Below are 17,241 nucleotides of genomic sequence, written 5' to 3'. Positions count from 1 at the left end.
TGAGTCCGTGAACATCCAGTACCGCGTGTTGAGTCTGCTGCGTGACAACGGCCCGCTGTCCCGCGCCCAACTCGCGGACCGGCTGGAGGTGCCGCGCCCGCGGCTGCTCGGCGAACTCGACCGCATGGTCGCCGCCGGGCGGGTCAGCGAGGCGGGCCCCGCCGCGTCGCGCGGCGGGCGGCGCTCCACCCTCGTACAGCTCGACCCCGGTCTGCGGTTCGCGGCCGTCGACCTGGGCGCCAGCTCCGTCGACATCGAGATCACCGACGGCGCCCTCGCGCCCGTGGCGTCCTGCTCGGAGCCCGCCGACATCCGCTCCGGGCCGGTCGCCGTACTCGGCCGCGTCAGCGAACTCCTGCGCGCGATGGGCGACCAGGGGCACTACACACGGCTGGACGCCATCGGCATCGGCCTGCCGGGGCCGGTCAGCTTCCGGGAGGGCGTACCGGTCTCGCCGCCGATCATGGTGGGCTGGAACCGCTTCCCGGTACGCGACACCCTCGCCCGCGCGCACGGCTGCCCCGTCGTGGTCGACAACGACGTCAACGTGATGTCCCTCGGGGAGCAGCACAGCGGGGTCGCGCGGACCGTCGACCATCTGCTCTTCGTGAAGATCGGCAGCGGTATCGGCTCCGGTATGCAGCACCACGGCCGTATCTACCGGGGCGCGGAGGGGTGCGCCGGCGACATCGGCCACGTCCAGGTGGACGCGGAGGCGGCCGGTCCGGTCTGCTCCTGCGGGAACACGGGCTGCCTGGAGGCGTACTTCGGCGGGGTGGCGCTGGCCAGGGACGCCACAGCGGCCGCGCGGTCCGGCCAGTCGCCCGCCCTCGCCGAACGGCTCGCCGAGCGGGGTGTGCTGACCGCCGTGGATGTCGCGCAGTGCGCGGACGGCGGCGACAACACGAGCGTCAACCTGGTCCGCGCGGGCGGCCACCGGGTCGGGCAGGTTCTCGCCACGCTGGTCAGCTTCATGAACCCGTCGATGATCGTGATCGGCGGCGGTCTGACCGGGCTGGGCTTTCCGCTGCTCGCGGAGATCCGCAGCGTCGTGTATAAACGCTCCCTTCCGCTCGCCACCGGCAATCTGCCGATCGTCATGTCCGAACTGGGACCCCGTGCGGGGGTCGTCGGGGCGGCGCTCCTGGCGAGCGAGCTCGCGTACGGCGACGCGTCCTGACGGCCCGGCCCGCGCGGCCTGTGGGCCGCGCGGCGCTCCCGAGTGGCGCGTCGGCACGCCGTCGGTGACCATGACCGAGCCGGGCGGGGTACATACGCGCACGAGTGAGCCCGATCGCGAGGGCCACCGAAGGAGGAGAGCCGACATGATCGATTCCGCGGACATCCGTGAATGGCGGGCCCAGGACGTCGTCGACTCCGACGGGCGCAAGATCGGTTCCTTGGAGGCGGTCTACGTCGACACCCGTACCGACGAGCCGGCCGTGGCGACCGTGCTCGTCGGCATGCCGACCCGGCACCGGCTGGTCTTCGTCCCGCTCGCGGGAGCCGTCCTGGGGCCGGGATACGTCAAGGTCAACTACTCGAAGTCCGTCGTGAAGGAAGCACCGTCGATGGGCACGGACGACGTGCTGCCCGTCGAGGACGAGCAGGCGGTGTTCTCCCACTACGGCCTGCCCTACCAGCCGGGCCCCAGCGGCGAACGCCAGCTCGCCCGCCGCTGACCGACCGGCTCGGCGCCGCTCCGCCGCCCCTCGGTCCGCTCACGGCAGGCGCGCGGGCGCGCAGGCGGCGGCGACGGCCGCGGTGTCCCAGTAGAACGGGCGGACCTCGGCGATCCGGCCGTCGGTGACCGTGATCGTCTGAAGGATCGGGAAGCGCAGCTCACGGCCGGTGGCCCGGGCCCGCGCGTGGATATCGGTGTGGACCACCGAGGTCTCCCCGGTGGCGAGGAATCGCTGTTCCACCAGGTCGAAGGAGTCCCACACACCGGCCATCGCGAGGAAGAAGCGTTCCATGCCCGCGTGGCCGCGCCAGATTCCGCCGTAGGGCAGGGCGTCGGCCTGCCACAGTACGACGTCGGGCGCGAAGAAGGGTGCCAGTACGTCGAAGGTGGCCTCGCCCGGCCCACCGGCCGCCAGGTACTGTGCCTCGGCCGCGTACATGCCGGTCAGGACGGTCATCGGATTCGTCATGCTTCGAGCATGATCAGCGCGGCGGGGCGGCGCTGGCGGCAATCGGACATCGATGTGGCCGGTCGTTCCGGCCGGTGGCGGGGTCCGTGGCCGGTTCGTGGCCGGTTCGTCCGCGGCCTCAGCCCTTGGACGGCCCTGCGGCCTTCTCCGCCGTGACGAACGCCTTCACGGCCGTCGCCGCGGCCCGCTCCACGAGCGCCACGCCCTTGCGGTAGGACGGCTGCCCGTCGGACAGCACCGTGACGAGCAGCGTGTGGCCGCCGTACTCGACGCGCCCGATGCTGTTGACGTCCCACAGCCCCGTCGCGCTGCGCGGCAGCCAGCCGTTCTTCAGTGCCGGTCCGGCCCCGGCCCGCTTGCCTTCGGCGGCGGATATACCCCACCGCTGGTCCGGCACGACCGTGCTCATCAGGGACCGCAGGTAGGTGCGGGAGTCCGCGGTGAGCGGGGAGTGCGCGTCGCCGAGTACGGCCTCCAGGAGCACCATCTGGTCGGCCGCGGTGGTCCGGGTCAGGCCCCAGTGCCCGTCCTTGTCGGTGTGGGTGGCCTTGAGGCCGAGGCGCTTGTTGGCGGCGTCGAGGCCTTCGGTTCCGCCGATCGCCTTCCAGAGCGCGTCCGTCGCGTCGTTGTCGCTGCTGCGGATCATCGCGGCGGCCAGTTTCCTCTGCGGCGCGGTGAGGGACGTGCCACGGTCCTGGGCGTCGAGCAGGAGGGCCGTGAGGATGTCGACCTTGACGATGCTGGCCGTGTCGTAGGCGCCGCCCGTGCCGTACTGGGCCGCGTCGCGGCCGTTGAGGTCCTGGACGGCGACGGTGTAACGGCCGTCACTCGCGGGCAGCGCGTCCAGAGCCTCGCCCATCGCGCCGTCGACGCCGGCCGACGCGGCGACGGCGGGGGCCGGTCCGTCGGCCGTACGGGCGGCGGCGAACGCCGGGCCCGGCACCGTCACCGCGAGGGTGAGGGTGAGCGCGGCCACGGTCAATTGCGGCAGTCTGCGGAATCTAAACACAAAACGGACATTAGGCAACGTGGACCCCGTGGGGCAACGTGCGTATCGTCACAGCGACGCCCGCGCCCGGCCCGCCGCACGGCCGGGCCGGTCGCGGATCGACAGCCGCTCAGCAGGTCAGACGGCGGCCCGGAGCGGTGTGCAGCACCCGCGTGAACTGCTTGTACAGCTCGACCCGGTGTTCCATCTGGGCGGGGTTGCCGCCGTCGCACTCGGCGGATCCGTTCAGGCTCCAGATCGTCTGTCCGAAGCCCTTCTCGTTCACCATCGCGTCGTGCCCGGTCATCGTGCCCGGCCCGGACTGGGTGTTCCAGTACCACAGGGCCGTCATCCAGGCCACGGCCGGAACGGTCTCGACCAGCCACGGATTGTTGAGCAGATCGATGCCCAGCGCATCACCGGCGGCCTTGTAGTTGAAGTTCCAGCTCAGCATGATCGCGCCGCGCCCGTAGTACGCGTCCCGTCCGGCCGGGCATCCGTAGGGCTGGGTGTCGTCGCAGAAGATCGGGTACATGTCGGGGTTCTGCGACACCACGTAGTAGAGCCCGCCGGTCTCGTGGCTGACGTTGGCGAGGAAGGCCGCCGCCTCCTGCTTGCGGGTGGTCCGGCTGCCGGTGCGCGCGAAGGCGGGGTACGCCTCGGTGGCCTCGACGAGGCCGTCGTACGTGAAGAACGGATCCCGGTTGGGGAACATCCGCTCGAACTGGGACTCGCCGACCACGAAGCGGGGTGGGTGGTGCGCGCCGCGCGCCTCGTCCGCCGCCTCGTCCGCCGCCTCGTCCGCCGCCGCGGCGGCGGGCAGCGCGGCGACGAGCAGTCCGCAGACCAGCAGCAGGGCGGCCATGACGGCCGTGGTGCCTCTTCTCAGCACTGCTTCACTCCTGAACGGTGTGTGGGGACAGGCGTTCACGGGACAGCGCTCGTCCACAACCGCCTTCCAGGAGAGTGCAGTTACGTGGACACCGCCGCGCAGAGGCTACGGGCAGCGACCCCCCGAAAGAAAGGTCCATACCAATTCTTTGGACAACGGAGAGTCTTCACTTCCCCGGCAGCACCCGAACCTCCACACCGGGCGGCAGCTTGTCCCACCAGTGCCCGTAGCGGCCGTAGACCCCCGGCTCCCGGTCGGCGAGGAACGCCGTCAGCGACCGGGCCTCCTCCGCGAGTCCCGCCCAGGCCGCCGCGGGCAGCCGGTGGAAGGCCCGCGCCTCGATCCCCTCGGCCACCGGGCGCCACACCCCCGCGACGTACCCGTCGACCAGCAGGGTCGGCAGCACGTCGCCGTTGATCTGGATGACGAGCCTGCGGTACTGCGGCGGCACGATCCGGCTGCGGTCGGAGTAGGCGAGCAGCGTGCTGTCCCACATCGCCATCAGCCGGGGCGGCGCCGGCGTGTCCGCGGCCGGGCGCGGCGCGCCCGGCACGTCGTACAGCTCCACACCGTCCGGCCCGGTCAGCCGGTCGAGTGCGCCGGACAGCGCCTTCAGCGCCTCTCTGACGTGCCCGCGCCGGACCAGGGCGAACTGCGCCACGTCCGCCACCGACGCCGGGCCGAACCCCTCCAGATAGCGCGATATCAGCTGCGCCAGCGCGACCGCCGACGCCTCGGTGTCCCGGAGCCCGGTCCACGGACCGGCCGCGACGTACGACGGCCGGGAGCCGAACGACCACGGTGTCCCGGTGGGCGCGTGCAGCAGCGGCGCGTACCCCCGCAGTCCGCGCCACGCCCCGGGACCGGGCGGGGCGCCCAGCCGCTCCCCCAGCCACGCCTCCAGCTCGGCGGCGGTCCGCGGCCGGTCGGCGTGGGCCAGCAGAGCGGGTACGAGCACATCGGCGTCGGCGAGGGTGAGTCCCGACGCGGCGAAGCGGCTGTCGAGCCTGCCGCCCCGCAGCGTCGGCTCCACGGCCTCCCGGAACGTGCGGTGGTCGTCGGCGTGGACGGCGTGCAGCGTGATCCGCATCAGCGTCGCCTTCACCACCTCGTAGCCGCTGAAGGCGGCGTCGAGGGCGGCCGGATCGAAGTCGGCCGTCCGGTTCCACAGCGCGAGATACGGCGAGGCCGCCTGCTGGGCCTGAAGGGCGACGACACGGCGGACCGCGTCGGCGACGCCGAGCGGTTCCCGGCGCAGGAGCAGTTGGCGGGCGAGGGTGGAACGGTTCAGTTCCGGTGCGGTGATCTTCACGCCGGGGATTCTCCCGCCGACGGGCCCGCGAACGCCACTGCCGGGGGCGGGCGGTCGGGCGGTCGTCGGCGGCGACCGGCCGCAGCGGTGGCCCGCGCCCACTGCTCGCGGCTCGCGCCCGATCGGCGACCGCGCGGGGCCGCCGGGACACCGGGACACCGGGACACCGGGACACCGGGCCGCCGGACAGGCCCTAAGCTCGGCCAATGGCCAAGTATTTCGACGTACACCCCGAGAATCCCCAGCGGCGCACCATCACGAGTGTGGCCGAGAGCATCCGGTCCGGCGCGCTCATCGCGTACCCCACGGACTCCTGTTACGCGCTGGGCTGCCAGCTCGGCAGCCGGGACGGCATCAGCCGGATCCGGTCCATCCGGAATCTCGACGACCGGCACCACTTCACGCTGATGTGCCAGAACTTCGCGCAGCTCGGGCAGTTCGTGCAGATCGACAACGACGTGTTCCGCGCGATCAAGGCGGCGACGCCCGGCAGTTACACCTTCATCCTCCCGGCGACCAAGGAGGTGCCGCGTCAGCTGCTGCACCCGAAGAAGAAGACGGTCGGCGTCCGGATCCCCGACCATGTCGTCACCCAGGCGCTGCTCGCGGAACTCGGGGAGCCGCTGCTCTCCAGCACGCTGCTGCTGCCCGACGACGGCGAGCCGATGACGCAGGGCTGGGAGATCAAGGAACGGCTCGACCATGTGCTGGACGTCGTGGTCGACTCGGGCGACTGCGGCACCGAGCCGACCACCGTCATCGACTTCTCCGGCGGCGAGCCGGAGATCGTACGCCGGGGTGCGGGCGACCCCGCGCGGTTCGAGTAGGCGGCCCGGCCCGGACGTCCTCCGGTTCGGCCCCGGACCGGAGTCGACGTACCGTCAGGCGCCCACCCTGCGTTTGTTCCGGACGTCGAACCCGACGGCGGCCAGCAGCACCAGGCCCTTGATGACCTGCTGGTAGTCCGTGCCGATGCCGACCAGGGACATGCCGTTGATGATCCGCTGGACGGAGCCCCGCGAGGACGAACTGGCGCGTCTGGCCACGAGGGGCGCGGAAGCTCGGCCCGGCCGGCTCGCCCGGCTCCGGTGACGGCAGTGACACGACCGGGTACCGGATCGCCTGCCTCGCGGCGCTGCTCAGCCAATTCCTCCGGTACAACAACACCGACGAGGTGACCTTCGACGTGACCCTCGCCGCCCATGACGTCGACCTCGACGTCTCCGACCCCGATACCGCCTTCCGCTCCGGCTGGGCCGGTGATGAGGACTACCTCCTCGCGGAGGAGGGAGACGACGAGAACGACGACGTGCTGTGGACGCCGACGCCCTGAGGGCCGTGCTGGCCGAATCCGAGCTGAACCTGGTGGCGGCGGCCAGATCCCAGACCGTGATCTGGGAGTTCGACGACACGGCGCCAGAGATCCCCGGCGACGAACTCGTCTCCTGGCTCGCGCGAGACCTCCTCGACACAGTGGTCGCCGAGATCACCGGCGCGGCCAAAACCCCGCCCCGGCTCGCGTACGCCAAGAACCTCCCCCTCGATTCGGCGCTGTCCGGCGAGGAGGATTCCTGTCTCCTCCTGGTGGGCGCGGAACGCACCGCCCTCATCCGTGTCATCGGCTAGGGTCTTTCGTTTGGATCAGGCCGGATGAGGGAGCGGGGTCTGGTGCCGTGGATCGCGAGGCGGAGGAGGGAGGCATGGCGGGAGCCGTGCCTCCCCTTCCGCCATCAACGCGGCGAGGCGCGATGCCAGGGACCGCGAGCCCGGCAAGATCCAAACGAGAGGCCCTAAGCCCTGTCCGGCGGGGCGCTCAAGGCGTGGCCGTCCGCCTGGGCGGTGCATTCGGAACCGGACAACCAGGAGGACTTTTCACTTGTGCGTGACAAAGTTATGGACGCTCCCGACCGAAGTCTCTACTGTTTCGTTCGACACCGACTGATGACGTACATGACAGACCATCAGTCGCCCCCCGAACCGCCAGAGCGAAACACCCGCATCCGTCGCCAGACCTCCGTATCCGGATCGAAGGGCTCGCCCCGGCGGTGAACTCCGCCCCGGGGTAACGGTGTTCTTCCCGGTGCGCGAAGTGCCAGGAGGAAGAATGGATCCAAGACCGAGCCGCCCGCTGCGCAGATGCCTGCTCAGTCTGCTCGCCGTCTCGTTCCTCGCCACCGGTCTCATGTCGACCCAGGCCACCGCCGCCGACCCCGTCGCGGCCGATCCCGTCACCCGTGAACTGCCCCCGCAGGAGCCGGGCGTCACGCTGCGCGTGTTCGACGTGCAGGTGCCGCTGGACAAGATCTGCACCCTGAAGCCCGGTCAGACCCCGAACGTGGATAAGTTGATGCCCACCGTCGACTGGTCGTCCACCGACGACTTCGGCGGGATCGGGGACAACTTCGTCTCCCAGGTCATCGGCAACATCGATGTCCCGCAGGACGGTTCGTACACCTTCCGGCTGACCAGCGACGACGGTTCGCGTCTGCTGATAGACGACCAGGTCGTCATCGACCACGACGGTCTGCACGGCGCCAACCCCAAGGACGGCACGGTCACCCTGACGGCCGGTCACCACTCTCTGGGTATCGACCACTTCGACCGCACCGGCGGGCAGAACATCACGCTCGCCTGGCAGCCTCCGGGCGCCTCGGGCTTCTCCGTCGTACCCAACTCCGTACTCAGCACGGACGCCGATGTCGTACGGGTGACGGCGCCGGGCCGCAAGGAGTGCGAGGGCGTCCGGGACTCCCCCGGCGACGGTCTGCCCCTGACCGGTGTGCACCCCGGCTACACGCTCACCGATCTGCGGCCGAGCGGGTTCGAGCCGCAGGTCACGGCGATGGACTGGCTGCCCGACGGCCGGCTGGCCGTCACCACGTGGGGCGGCACGGACAACGAGACGGGCGAGGTCTACCTCCTCAGCGATGTCACGGGCAGCACGGGACCGGAGAAGGTCAAGGCCAAGAAGGTGGCCGAGGGCCTGAAGGAGCCGCAGGGCGTCAAGTACGTCGACGGCTCGCTGTACGTGTCGCAGAAGGACGAGTTGACGGAGCTCCAGGACACCGACGGGGACGATGTCACCGACACCTACCGGAAGGTCGCGACCTGGCCGTTCGGCGGGAACTTCCACGAGTTCGCGTTCGGGCTGCTCTATAAGGACGGCTTCTTCTATCTGAACCTGTCGGTCGCCATCAACTACGGCGGTGCGACCACGGATCCGCAGCCCGCGAAGAACCGCGGCTCCACGATCAGGGTGAACAAGGAGACCGGCGAGGTCAGTTATGTGGCCGGTGGCCTGCGTACCCCGAACGGCATCGGGTGGGGTCCCGAGGGCGACATCTTCGTGACCGACAACCAGGGTGGCTGGCTGCCCTCGTCGAAGCTGCTCCACATCAAGCAGGACCGCTTCTTCAACCACTACACCAACCCGGCAGGACCGTTCGACGCCAAGCCGGTCACCAAGCCCGTGCTGTGGCTGCCGCAGAACGAGATCGCCAACTCCCCCAGCACACCAATGCTGTTGAAGGAGGGACCGTTCGCCGGGCAGATGGTCTTCGGTGACGTGACGTACGGCGGTCTTCAGCGCGGGTATCTGGAGAAGGTCAAGGGCGAGTACCAGGGCGCGGTCTTCCGTATGACCCAGGGACTCGAAGCGGGCGTCAACCGCATCAGCATGGGCCCGGACGGCGCGATCTACGCCGGCGGCCTGGGCGCCGGCGGCAACTGGGGCCAGGAGGGCAAACTCGGCTACGGCCTCCAGAAGTTGACGCCGAACGGCGACGAGGCGTTCGACATCCTGGCGATGCGCGCCAAGCCGGGCGGCTTCGAGCTCGAATACACCAAGCCGCTCTCGGCCGGGACCGTCGCCGAACTGGCCGACCGCTACGAGGTCGAGCAGTGGTACTACGCGTCGACGCCCGACTACGGCGGCCCCAAGCTCGGTGAGGAGACGCTGAAGGTGTCGTCGGCCACCGTGTCCGCCGACGGCAAGAAGGTCACCCTCGCGATCGACGGCCTCAAGTCCAACCGTGTCGTGCATGTGCGTTCGCCCCGCCCGTTCAGCGCCGAGGGCGGCGAGACGCTGTGGAGCACGGAGGCCTGGTACACCCTCAACTCCCTTGTCGGTACCCAGGAGCCGGCGAAGACGCTGTACGAGGCGGAGGAGGCCGCGCTGACCGGCGGCGCGCGGGTCGACACCGAGCACGCGGGCCACTCGGGCGGCGGCTTCGTCGACAGTTACGGGACGCAGGGCGCCACCACCACGTTCGACGTGCGGACGACGCGGGCGGGCAAGTACGACGTCGCGCTGCGCTACGCCAACGGCCCGAATCCCTTCGTCGGCGACAAGACGGTGAGCCTCTACGTCAACGGCCGCAAGATGAAACAGACGACCCTGCCCAGCACCGGCAAGTGGGACGGCTGGGCGACGGTGACCGAGTCGCTGCCGCTGAGCCGCGGGGCGAACACCATCGCGTACCGGTACGACAGCGGCGACACCGGCCATGTCAACCTCGACCTGATCACCGTCCATCCCAAGGACAGCCGCATCACCCTGTTCGACGGGAAGGACCGCTCGCAGTGGCAGCACGCGGACGGCGGCAACGTCCGCTGGCCGTTGGCCGACGACGGGGCGATGGAGGTCTGCTGCGGTGACATCCGCACCAAACAGGCTTTCAAGGACTTCAAGCTGCACGTCGAGTTCCGGGTGCCGAAGCTGCCACCGGACGTGACGGGCCAGGACCGCGGGAACAGCGGCGTGTATCTCCAGGAGCGCTACGAGGTCCAGATCCTGGACTCGTTCGGCAAGGCGAACCTGGCCAACAACGACGCGGCGGCGATCTATCTGAAGAAGGCGGCGGATCTCAACGCGTCGACCGCGCCGGAGACATGGCAGACGTACGAGATCACGTTCCGTGCCGCCCGCTTCGGAGCCGACGGGAAGAAGACCGAGGACGCCCGCGTCTCCGTGGTGTGGAACGGCAAGACCGTCCATGCCGACGTGGCCGTCGACGGTCCGACCGGATCCGGCGCGCCGGAGACCACCGCGACGGGCGCCATCCGGCTCCAGGACCACGGCAACAAGGTGCGTTACCGCAACATCTGGATCGAGCCCAAGGCGTAACCGGGCGATCGTCCGCCTTCTCCCCGGACCGGTCACGGCCCGGGGGGAGGGCGGACTGTTTTCGTCATGCTGACAAGAAAGGGCGGAGGTGGCGTCGCACCGGTAGGGCGTCCACAGCCTGGCGGGGAGTTCATGGCCGTTCACCGTGATCTCGGCGACGTCGCACACCTCTCCGAGTTCGAGGCTCCACCGGCGTCCGGACAGGGTCCGCGTGTCGAGGGTGAACTCGCCCTCGTAGACGGCGGATCCGGAGTGCGCGGGATCCAGGTCCGTCCAACTGCCGAGTGGGCGGCGGGTGTTCGGAGCACCGTCGGGGTCGAAACGGAAGCTCCGGTCGCTGTCGAGCGGTACGGGTGTCAGCCGATCGTCTGCCGTGAGGGTGCCCTCGTACCGGCGCTCACCGTGCCGTGCGACGACATGGACGGTCATCGCGGACGCCACCCGGACGGTGGCGGTCCCGGTGTGTCCTTCGACCGTCAGGCGCTCCACCGGCGCGTTCGACTCGACGACGTGCGGGGGCGCGCCGTGGGACGGGGTGCGGAAGACGACGGCGATCGCCGCCTTCGCCTCCAGGCGCAGGGGTACGGCCGTGCCCTTCCCGCCGGCCGGCCCGCCGGGGAAGGGTGCCGGGCGCGCCAGACGTCGGCCGGGGCCGTGCTGCCGGTGTCCGGGTCCCAGACCTCCGGGACGCCGGGACGCCGGGCGCGGGGAACGTCGCGGTGAACTCCCCCGCCTCCGCACGCTCGTTGTGCACGAGGAACGCCTGCTGTCCGGCACGTTCCAGGCGCAGTCCACGGATCCGGGCCGAGGGGGGCGAGAGGGTCGCGGCGGCTCCGCCGGCCGACGCGACCCGCGAGGCGGCCTGCGCCGGATCCTTCGCCCGGTGCGCGCGGGGCGCGCGCCCACCGGAGAAGAGCCTGTACAGTGCCCGCGCCAACTCGTCGTTAAGACCCGCCGGTTCGCGCGTCGGGAGGTCGCCGACGGCGACGAGGACACCGCCGCCGTCCACGAAGCGGATGAGCGCGTCCACGCTTCCATCCTGGCCCGTACGGCGATCGAGGACGAACCGGCGGCCACCGGCCGGGGGCGCCTCAGTCCGCGTAGACGCTCAGTGCGGACAGCTGGCCCGCCGGCCAGCCGGTGTTGCCGGTGATCTGCACCCGTACGTACCGGGCGGACGCCGCCGAGGCGAGGGTGACCGTCACCGTGTTCCCGCTCGCCGGGTCGAAGACGCGGGCGGCCGGGGCGCTCAGCGTCGCGAAGCTCGTCCCGTTCGTCGAGCCGAGGACGGACAGCGTCTGGGTGCGGGTGGCCCAGGCGGGGTTCGGCGGCAGCGACAGGAGGAGCCGGCGTACCGGCAGGGCGGAGCCGAGGTCGATCTGGATCCACTGCGGGAACGCGTTGTTGGCGCTCTCCCAGTAGCTGCTCGCGTTGCCGTCGACGGCGTTGCCGGGGCCGTAGTTCTGCGTCTGACCGCTCGCGCTCGCCGCCCTGCTCAGCGCGAGGTCGCCGGTCGGCGGGTTGGGTCCGCCGCCGCCCGTGACCGGCGGGGTGGGGCGGGTCGCGGTCAGGGCCAGCTCGCCCTTCAGCATCCGCCCGCCGTCGCCCGTGAGCCGCAGGTAGTAGTCCGCCGAGCAGACCGTGCCGTCCTCGTCCAGCGCCCGGATGCCGGAGCCCACCGGGACCTGCGCGGCGGTCTCGGCGGTCTTGGCGATCTGATTGCCCTCGTTGTACTCGTCGAACATCGAGATGTAGATGCCCTGCACGCCGATCCGGCACATGTTGTAGAACTGCCGCCACATGAAGTCGCCGTGCGCGCGGTGGCCCGACTGAAGGTCGCCGGGCAGGACACAGGGCTGGTAGTCGATGCCGTTGGCGTCGCAGTGCGCCTGGTCGGGTGTGTTGACGTTGGCGTAGAAGTTGTCGGCGCCCGCGATGTCCCCGATCCGGCCGACCATCCACGGCGAGAGCATGTCGAACGCCAGGTACACGTCCATGTAGCCGGGCCGTGAGTCCTCGATGCCCCGGCGCCAGTGCGTGGGCACGCCGCCCATCACGTAACAGCCCTGCGCCTTGAACCAGTTGACGACGTCCAGACAGACGGCGGCCGACCAGGTCTTGTTGGGCTCGTTGAAGCCGAAGCCCCAGATGCCGACGACCGGTTTGCCGTTCTGCCTGGCGTAGGCCGGGGACGCGGTGAGCGCCCGCATCTTGGCGAGCCAGTCCGCCTTCATCTCCGGCTGCATGTTCGTCCAGGCGGTGGCGTCGTACATGACGTAGAACTTGCGCCCGTACCGCTCGGCGGCGCTACGCACCTTCACCGCCATGTCGTCGCGGGTCGCGCCCTCGCCGCCGTTGGGGTTGAAGCGCTGGAGGGCGGCGGTGTCGATGTTGGACTGCCGCATCCAGGAGAAGTGCGTGTCGACGGTCTGCTGGTCGTACGAGGAGAACAGCGCGGCCGGCTGCCCGTTGCCGAGCGCGGGGTAGGCCGTGCGGTAGGTGTGGGTGTAGTCGCTCACGTCGGGCCAGCTCACGATCGCGGTGTTGCCGGGGGACGGCGACTGGCCCCAGTTCCGCGACCAGTGCCACCAGCCGTTGATCGGCGCGCCGTCGCCGGAGCAGGCGAACCAGCCCTGGTAGCCGACGGTGATCTTGCCGACGACGTCTCCGGGTGGGGAGGCGGCCTTGGCGGCTGCCTGTGCGGTCCCGGTCTGGGCGGCCAGGCCGGCCGCCGCTCCGGCACCGGCTATCGCGGACGCGATGACGGTCCGTCTGGAAAGGGCCACGGGATTCCTCGCAATCGGCTCTGCGTGTGGAGGTGCGGGGAAGTGCGGCATGCGGCGGCATGCGGGGTGCGGTGCGCGCGTACGTGCGGGGTGCGGAACTGCGGCGTACGGACGTACGTGGCGCGGTGTGCGCGTCCCGGCGCACACCGCGGCCCCCCACAACGTAGGGACAGGGCAGGCCACCGGCAAGACAGAGGACTGGAAATTATTGACTGATCCGCGTCACGATCCCAAGTATCAAGCGAAATTGCCACTCAGAATCACCGGGGTTCGCGCCGCCGACCCGAAGGCCGAACCGCCGGGCCGCCGGTTGCGTCTTCCACGTACGTGACAGCCACACGCTTCCTCCCGACACCGGCATCCGTGCTCGGCGCGGCCCGAAAGACCGCGGTCGTCGCGCCGGCGGCGGTGCTCGTGTCGTACGGCGACGCGTATCTCGTGCGCGCGAGCACCGGAGAGATGGGGTGGCTGTTCGGCACCGAGTTCTGGTTGCTCGCGCTGGTGCTCGCCGCGATGCGCGTCCGGGGCTGGACCGACGAGGACGACGGCTGGGTGCGCGTATGCGTGCTGGGTGCCCTCGTCGCGGGCTCCGTCGCCGGCCCGCTGCTGCTCTTCCACGGCGCGCTCGCCGCGCTGGCGGCCGTGCCCGCCGTCGCCGTACTCGGCGCACTGGTGCTCGCGCTGGCCGGTACGTACGGTTACCAGGTCAACGACCGCGACGGCTGAGGAATCAGACCCGCTGTCGCGGACCCAGCGGATGCGACCACCCGTGCCGACGCCGCACTTCTTTCAACGCGGCCTGGTGGCAGTGCAGTTGACGGAACGACAGCAACGTGAGTACGGGGAACGCGAGCACCCCGGTCGTGCTGGTCAACAGCGTCTGCTCGCCGGGGTGCCCCGCCAGCAAGGCGGACGCGAGGCACGCGGCGGCCAGGACCGACATGCCCGCGTACGCCCAACGCACCCAGGTGAGCATTCCTGCTTGCTCCTCGGTCAACGGATAGATGATCGCCATACGCTGCGCCTACCCCGCGACGGCGTCGCTACCCCATTCGGTCGCCATCACACCTGTCACGTCAGGTCACCGGCCGGGCGCGCGCTCGACGACGTGTCCTGTCCGTACGGCCCGGCGCCGCCGGCGACGGCACAATGCCGGTATGCCTCTCGACACCCCCGCCACCCCCGCCACCCCCGCCACCGCCGCCGCCTTCCGGCTGGGCCGGCCGCTCGGCGGCCTCCGGCCTCCGGCCGCTGGCCAACGGTGAACACCCGTCCCAGACAAGGGTGTTCACCACCGACTGCGGCCATTGGGCGGCCAAGACCGGCCGGCTGATCGGCGCTGACCGGCCGCGGCGACCCCGACTCAGCCCGGGGCGTCCGGTGCGGTGCGTCGCAAGGCGGAGGATCGTGCTCGTACTGGACGTACTCGGATGCCTTCGAAAACGCCGACAACGAAGCGAGGCGCCGTGCCAGGCGTCCCGGACCCCCGAAGACCCGCCGCACAGGGCCTAATCGTCGGCACCCCCTCGGACGACCTCGCCGAGCGGCGTCGCGGGCCGGCCCGTCAGCCGGGTGACGCAGTCGGTCACTTCGGCCAGTTCGCCCGCGGCGACGGCGGTGTACGTGGAGACCCAGGCGTCGAGCTGCCACTCGGGGGCGCCGTACGGGGCGCGGGTGCGGTACGCCTCCTCGACGGTCTCCGGCCGGTAGGTGATCTCACGGCCGGTCGCCGCGCTCAGGACAGCGGCGATCTCATCGAGCGTCAGAGCCTGCGGACCGGTCAAGTCGTAGGTGGCGCCCCCGTGTTCGGGAGCGTGGCGCAGGACGGTGGTGGCGGCGTCGGCGATGTCGTCCTGGGCGACGACGGCGGCGCGCCCCTGGCCCGCCGGGCCTCGGATGACACCGTCGGCACCGACGAGACCCGGCATGAAATCGGCGTACAGGTTGTCGCGCAGGAAGGTGAACGGGAGCCCGCTGGCGCGGATGTGCCGCTCGGTGTGCCAGTGGTCGCGGGCGAGCGTGAACGTGGCGGCGGGCGCGGCGCCGCAGAAGGAGACGTACACCAGGTGGCCGGCGCCGGCTTCGACGGCGGCGTCCACGAAGGCACGGTGCTGATCCACCCGGTCGGCCGTCTCGGAGGCGGACACCATCAGGACGCGGTCGACGCCGGTCAGGGCGCGGACGATGTCGTCGTGGTCCCCGTACGCGCCGGGGACGGCGGTGGCGCCGGGCAGTCGCGGGGCGCGGGCCGGGTCGCGGGCGACCAGTGTCTGCGCGATGCCTTCGGCCGCCAGTCGGCGGGCGACACGTCCGCCGAGACGGCCGGTGGATCCGGTGACGGCGAAGGTGGTGTCCGGCGGGAGGGACGACATGGTGCTCCTGTCGCGGGGGCGGGCGGCTGATCACTACCCCGCAGGCATACCAGCCCGAGCCGGTCCGCGCGGAAAGCATTGGAGGCGCGCCCGCCGCGGTGATGGGATGAGGACATGGAAGACCAGGAGCCGGACCTCGTTGACCGGGGGCGATTCGACGCGGCGGTGACGCCGTGGGAGCGCGCGCAGTGGCGGGACGCCGCGCTCGGGTGGGCGGAACGGGAACTGTCCGCGCGTGGGCTGCGGGTGACGGGTGCCCGGCAGGTACGGCTTCGGCCGTGGTCCGTGCTGGTGCGCATGACCGTCGAGGGCCACGCCGACGTCTGGTTCAAGGCCAACCCGCCCGCCGGTGCCTTCGAGGCGGGGCTGGGTGAGGCGTTGGCCCGCTGGGTGCCCGCGCGTGTGCTGGAGCCGCTGGCGGTCGACAGCGGGCGTGGCTGGTCGCTGCTGCCCTCCGGGGGCGCGCTCTACCGGGACGTACTCGACCGTGGTCCGGCCGACCCGCGCGCCTGGGAGGAGCCGTTGCGTCAGTACGCCGACATGCAGCGGGTCCTCGTGCCGTACGCCGAGCGGATCAAGGCACTTGGCGTCCCGGACGGGCGGCCGGACGCGCTGCCGGAGATCTTCGACCGGCTCGTCACGGAGAACGCGGCGCTCGACGCCGCCGACAGGGGGCGGCTGCGCGCCGCGCGCCCCCGGCTCGTGGACTGGTGCGCCGAGCTGGCGGCGACCGGTGTCGCGGACTCGCTCGACCATGCGGACCTGCACGACGGCCAGCTCTTCGCTCCCGGGCCGGGCCGTTTCACCTTCTTCGACTGGGGCGACGCGCTCGTCGGCCACCCGTTCTGCAGCCTGCTGGTCCCCGCCCGCGCGGCCCGTAAGCGGTACGGCTCCGACGTACTGCCCCGGCTGCGCGACGCCTATCTGGAACCGTGGACCGACGCGGGCCGCCGCACTCCGGCGGACTTGCGACGCGCGGCGAGCCTGGCGTGCCGCCTCGGGGCGATCGGTCGTGCCTGCTCGTGGACGCGGCTCTTCCCGGGGACGTCCGGCACGGTGGGTGCGGTGGGCGCGACCGAGAACGCGTACTGGCTCCGCCAACTCTTCGCCGAGCCACCGCTCTTGCCGGCGGGGTGACGCGTGGACGGTGTGCCGCGTCCCGTCCGGCGGCCGGTTCGTCCTCAAGCGCCGGACGGGCTGAGACGGGTCCGGCCGGTGGATGGTGTCCATACTCGCGTAGGGGCTTGAGATGCCCGCCGGCGGTTGAGGACGGGCGCGGTCCGCGAGCCGCGCGGCCCGAGAGAAAACCCCGTGCCCCCGGCCGCGTCGCTCTCGTACACTCGCCACGAACTCGCGCGCCGCGAACACCACCGCGGTGCGCGCTCCGTGACCAGTGAGGGGAGACCTGCCGTGCGCTACCGCACCGCTGTTGTCGTTCCCCCGGCACGGTACGAGGTGATCCTGGTGTCTCCCGGCGCCCGGCGCCGGCAACGCGGCCGGTACCGGATGTCCGCGACGAACGTCTGATTTTCCGTCAACCCGTCGCGCGGGCAACCTCGTTGGGCTCCGCCCACGAGGAATGCCACGCGGCGTCGGAGTGCTTCGTCCGGCAA

General features: G+C 71.1%; 16 protein-coding genes. 8 read left to right on the top strand and 8 right to left on the bottom strand.

What is annotated here, in order from left to right; all coding sequences use genetic code 11:
- Positions 1-7: 7 nt before the first annotated feature.
- Together OG700_RS36765 and OG700_RS36760 are read left to right on the top strand one after the other, a co-directional pair.
- Positions 8-1,180 (top strand): ROK family protein, encoded by a 1,173-nt coding sequence (locus tag OG700_RS36765; RefSeq protein ID WP_405621297.1) that lies wholly within the window; start codon positions 8-10, stop codon positions 1,178-1,180.
- Between the two features lie 145 nt (positions 1,181-1,325).
- Positions 1,326-1,682, top strand: a complete 357-nt coding sequence (locus OG700_RS36760) for a PRC-barrel domain-containing protein (protein ID WP_405621295.1) — start codon at positions 1,326-1,328, stop codon at positions 1,680-1,682.
- Positions 1,683-1,721: 39 nt separating this feature from the next.
- Here OG700_RS36760 and OG700_RS36755 read toward each other — a convergent pair whose 3' ends face one another.
- The 4 genes from OG700_RS36755 to OG700_RS36740 all read right to left on the bottom strand — a co-directional run bounded on the left by OG700_RS36755 (position 1,722) and on the right by OG700_RS36740 (position 5,345).
- Positions 1,722-2,153 (bottom strand): nuclear transport factor 2 family protein, encoded by a 432-nt coding sequence (locus tag OG700_RS36755; protein WP_405621293.1) that lies wholly within the window; start codon positions 2,151-2,153, stop codon positions 1,722-1,724.
- Between the two features lie 118 nt (positions 2,154-2,271).
- Positions 2,272-3,129, bottom strand: a complete 858-nt coding sequence (locus OG700_RS36750) for a serine hydrolase (RefSeq protein ID WP_405622246.1) — start codon at positions 3,127-3,129, stop codon at positions 2,272-2,274.
- Positions 3,130-3,271: 142 nt separating this feature from the next.
- On the bottom strand, positions 3,272-4,030 hold the full coding sequence (locus OG700_RS36745; RefSeq protein WP_405622244.1) for a chitinase: 759 nt from the start codon (positions 4,028-4,030) through the stop codon (positions 3,272-3,274).
- Positions 4,031-4,199: 169 nt separating this feature from the next.
- On the bottom strand, positions 4,200-5,345 hold the full coding sequence (locus tag OG700_RS36740; protein WP_405621291.1) for a winged helix DNA-binding domain-containing protein: 1,146 nt from the start codon (positions 5,343-5,345) through the stop codon (positions 4,200-4,202).
- Between the two features lie 206 nt (positions 5,346-5,551).
- Here OG700_RS36740 and OG700_RS36735 point away from each other — a divergent pair, with 206 nt between their 5' ends.
- Complete coding sequence (locus OG700_RS36735; RefSeq protein WP_405621289.1) at positions 5,552-6,172, top strand: L-threonylcarbamoyladenylate synthase; 621 nt, start codon at positions 5,552-5,554, stop codon at positions 6,170-6,172.
- Positions 6,173-6,226: 54 nt separating this feature from the next.
- Here the strand turns inward: OG700_RS36735 and OG700_RS36730 are convergent, their stop codons facing one another.
- Positions 6,227-6,391 carry a hypothetical protein gene (locus OG700_RS36730; RefSeq protein WP_405622288.1) on the bottom strand — a complete coding sequence of 55 codons (165 nt, stop codon included), beginning with the start codon at positions 6,389-6,391 and terminating at the stop codon, positions 6,227-6,229.
- 128 nt (positions 6,392-6,519) lie between these two features.
- Between OG700_RS36730 and OG700_RS36725 the strand changes: the two genes are divergently transcribed.
- The 3 genes from OG700_RS36725 (at position 6,520) to OG700_RS36715 (ending at position 10,470) form a co-directional block, all read left to right on the top strand.
- Positions 6,520-6,678, top strand: coding sequence for a hypothetical protein (locus OG700_RS36725; protein ID WP_405621287.1), 159 nt, complete (start codon positions 6,520-6,522; stop codon positions 6,676-6,678).
- Positions 6,660-6,971, top strand: a complete 312-nt coding sequence (locus tag OG700_RS36720) for a hypothetical protein (RefSeq protein ID WP_405621285.1) — start codon at positions 6,660-6,662, stop codon at positions 6,969-6,971. Before OG700_RS36725 ends, OG700_RS36720 begins: the two co-directional genes overlap by 19 nt.
- Positions 6,972-7,449: 478 nt before the next feature.
- A complete protein-coding gene (locus OG700_RS36715) occupies positions 7,450-10,470 on the top strand; it encodes a family 16 glycoside hydrolase (protein ID WP_405621283.1) in 3,021 nt (1,006 codons plus the stop codon).
- A 1,091-nt stretch (positions 10,471-11,561) separates the two neighbouring features.
- On the opposite strand, the gene OG700_RS36710 is transcribed toward OG700_RS36715, so the two are convergent.
- On the bottom strand, positions 11,562-13,256 hold the full coding sequence (locus OG700_RS36710) for a discoidin domain-containing protein (protein WP_405621281.1): 1,695 nt from the start codon (positions 13,254-13,256) through the stop codon (positions 11,562-11,564).
- A 327-nt stretch (positions 13,257-13,583) separates the two neighbouring features.
- On the opposite strand from OG700_RS36710, the gene OG700_RS36705 reads away from it, so the two are divergent.
- On the top strand, positions 13,584-13,982 hold the full coding sequence (locus OG700_RS36705) for a hypothetical protein (RefSeq protein ID WP_405621279.1): 399 nt from the start codon (positions 13,584-13,586) through the stop codon (positions 13,980-13,982).
- A 4-nt stretch (positions 13,983-13,986) separates the two neighbouring features.
- Here OG700_RS36705 and OG700_RS36700 read toward each other — a convergent pair whose 3' ends face one another.
- Both OG700_RS36700 and OG700_RS36695 read right to left on the bottom strand, forming a co-directional pair.
- The gene (locus OG700_RS36700) at positions 13,987-14,271 is read right to left on the bottom strand and encodes a hypothetical protein (protein WP_405621277.1); all 285 of its coding nucleotides are present in this window, start codon (positions 14,269-14,271) and stop codon (positions 13,987-13,989) included.
- 493 nt (positions 14,272-14,764) lie between these two features.
- Positions 14,765-15,628, bottom strand: coding sequence for an SDR family oxidoreductase (locus tag OG700_RS36695; RefSeq protein ID WP_405621275.1), 864 nt, complete (start codon positions 15,626-15,628; stop codon positions 14,765-14,767).
- 114 nt (positions 15,629-15,742) lie between these two features.
- Here OG700_RS36695 and OG700_RS36690 point away from each other — a divergent pair, with 114 nt between their 5' ends.
- Positions 15,743-16,765, top strand: coding sequence for a phosphotransferase (locus tag OG700_RS36690; protein ID WP_405621273.1), 1,023 nt, complete (start codon positions 15,743-15,745; stop codon positions 16,763-16,765).
- The last annotated feature ends 476 nt before the right edge of the window (positions 16,766-17,241 follow it).

The sequence above is a fragment of the Streptomyces sp. NBC_01508 genome (genome assembly GCF_045040315.1).
Taxonomy (GTDB): Bacteria; Actinomycetota; Actinomycetes; order Streptomycetales; family Streptomycetaceae; genus Streptomyces.
This window is presented reverse-complemented; position numbering and strand designations above follow the sequence as displayed.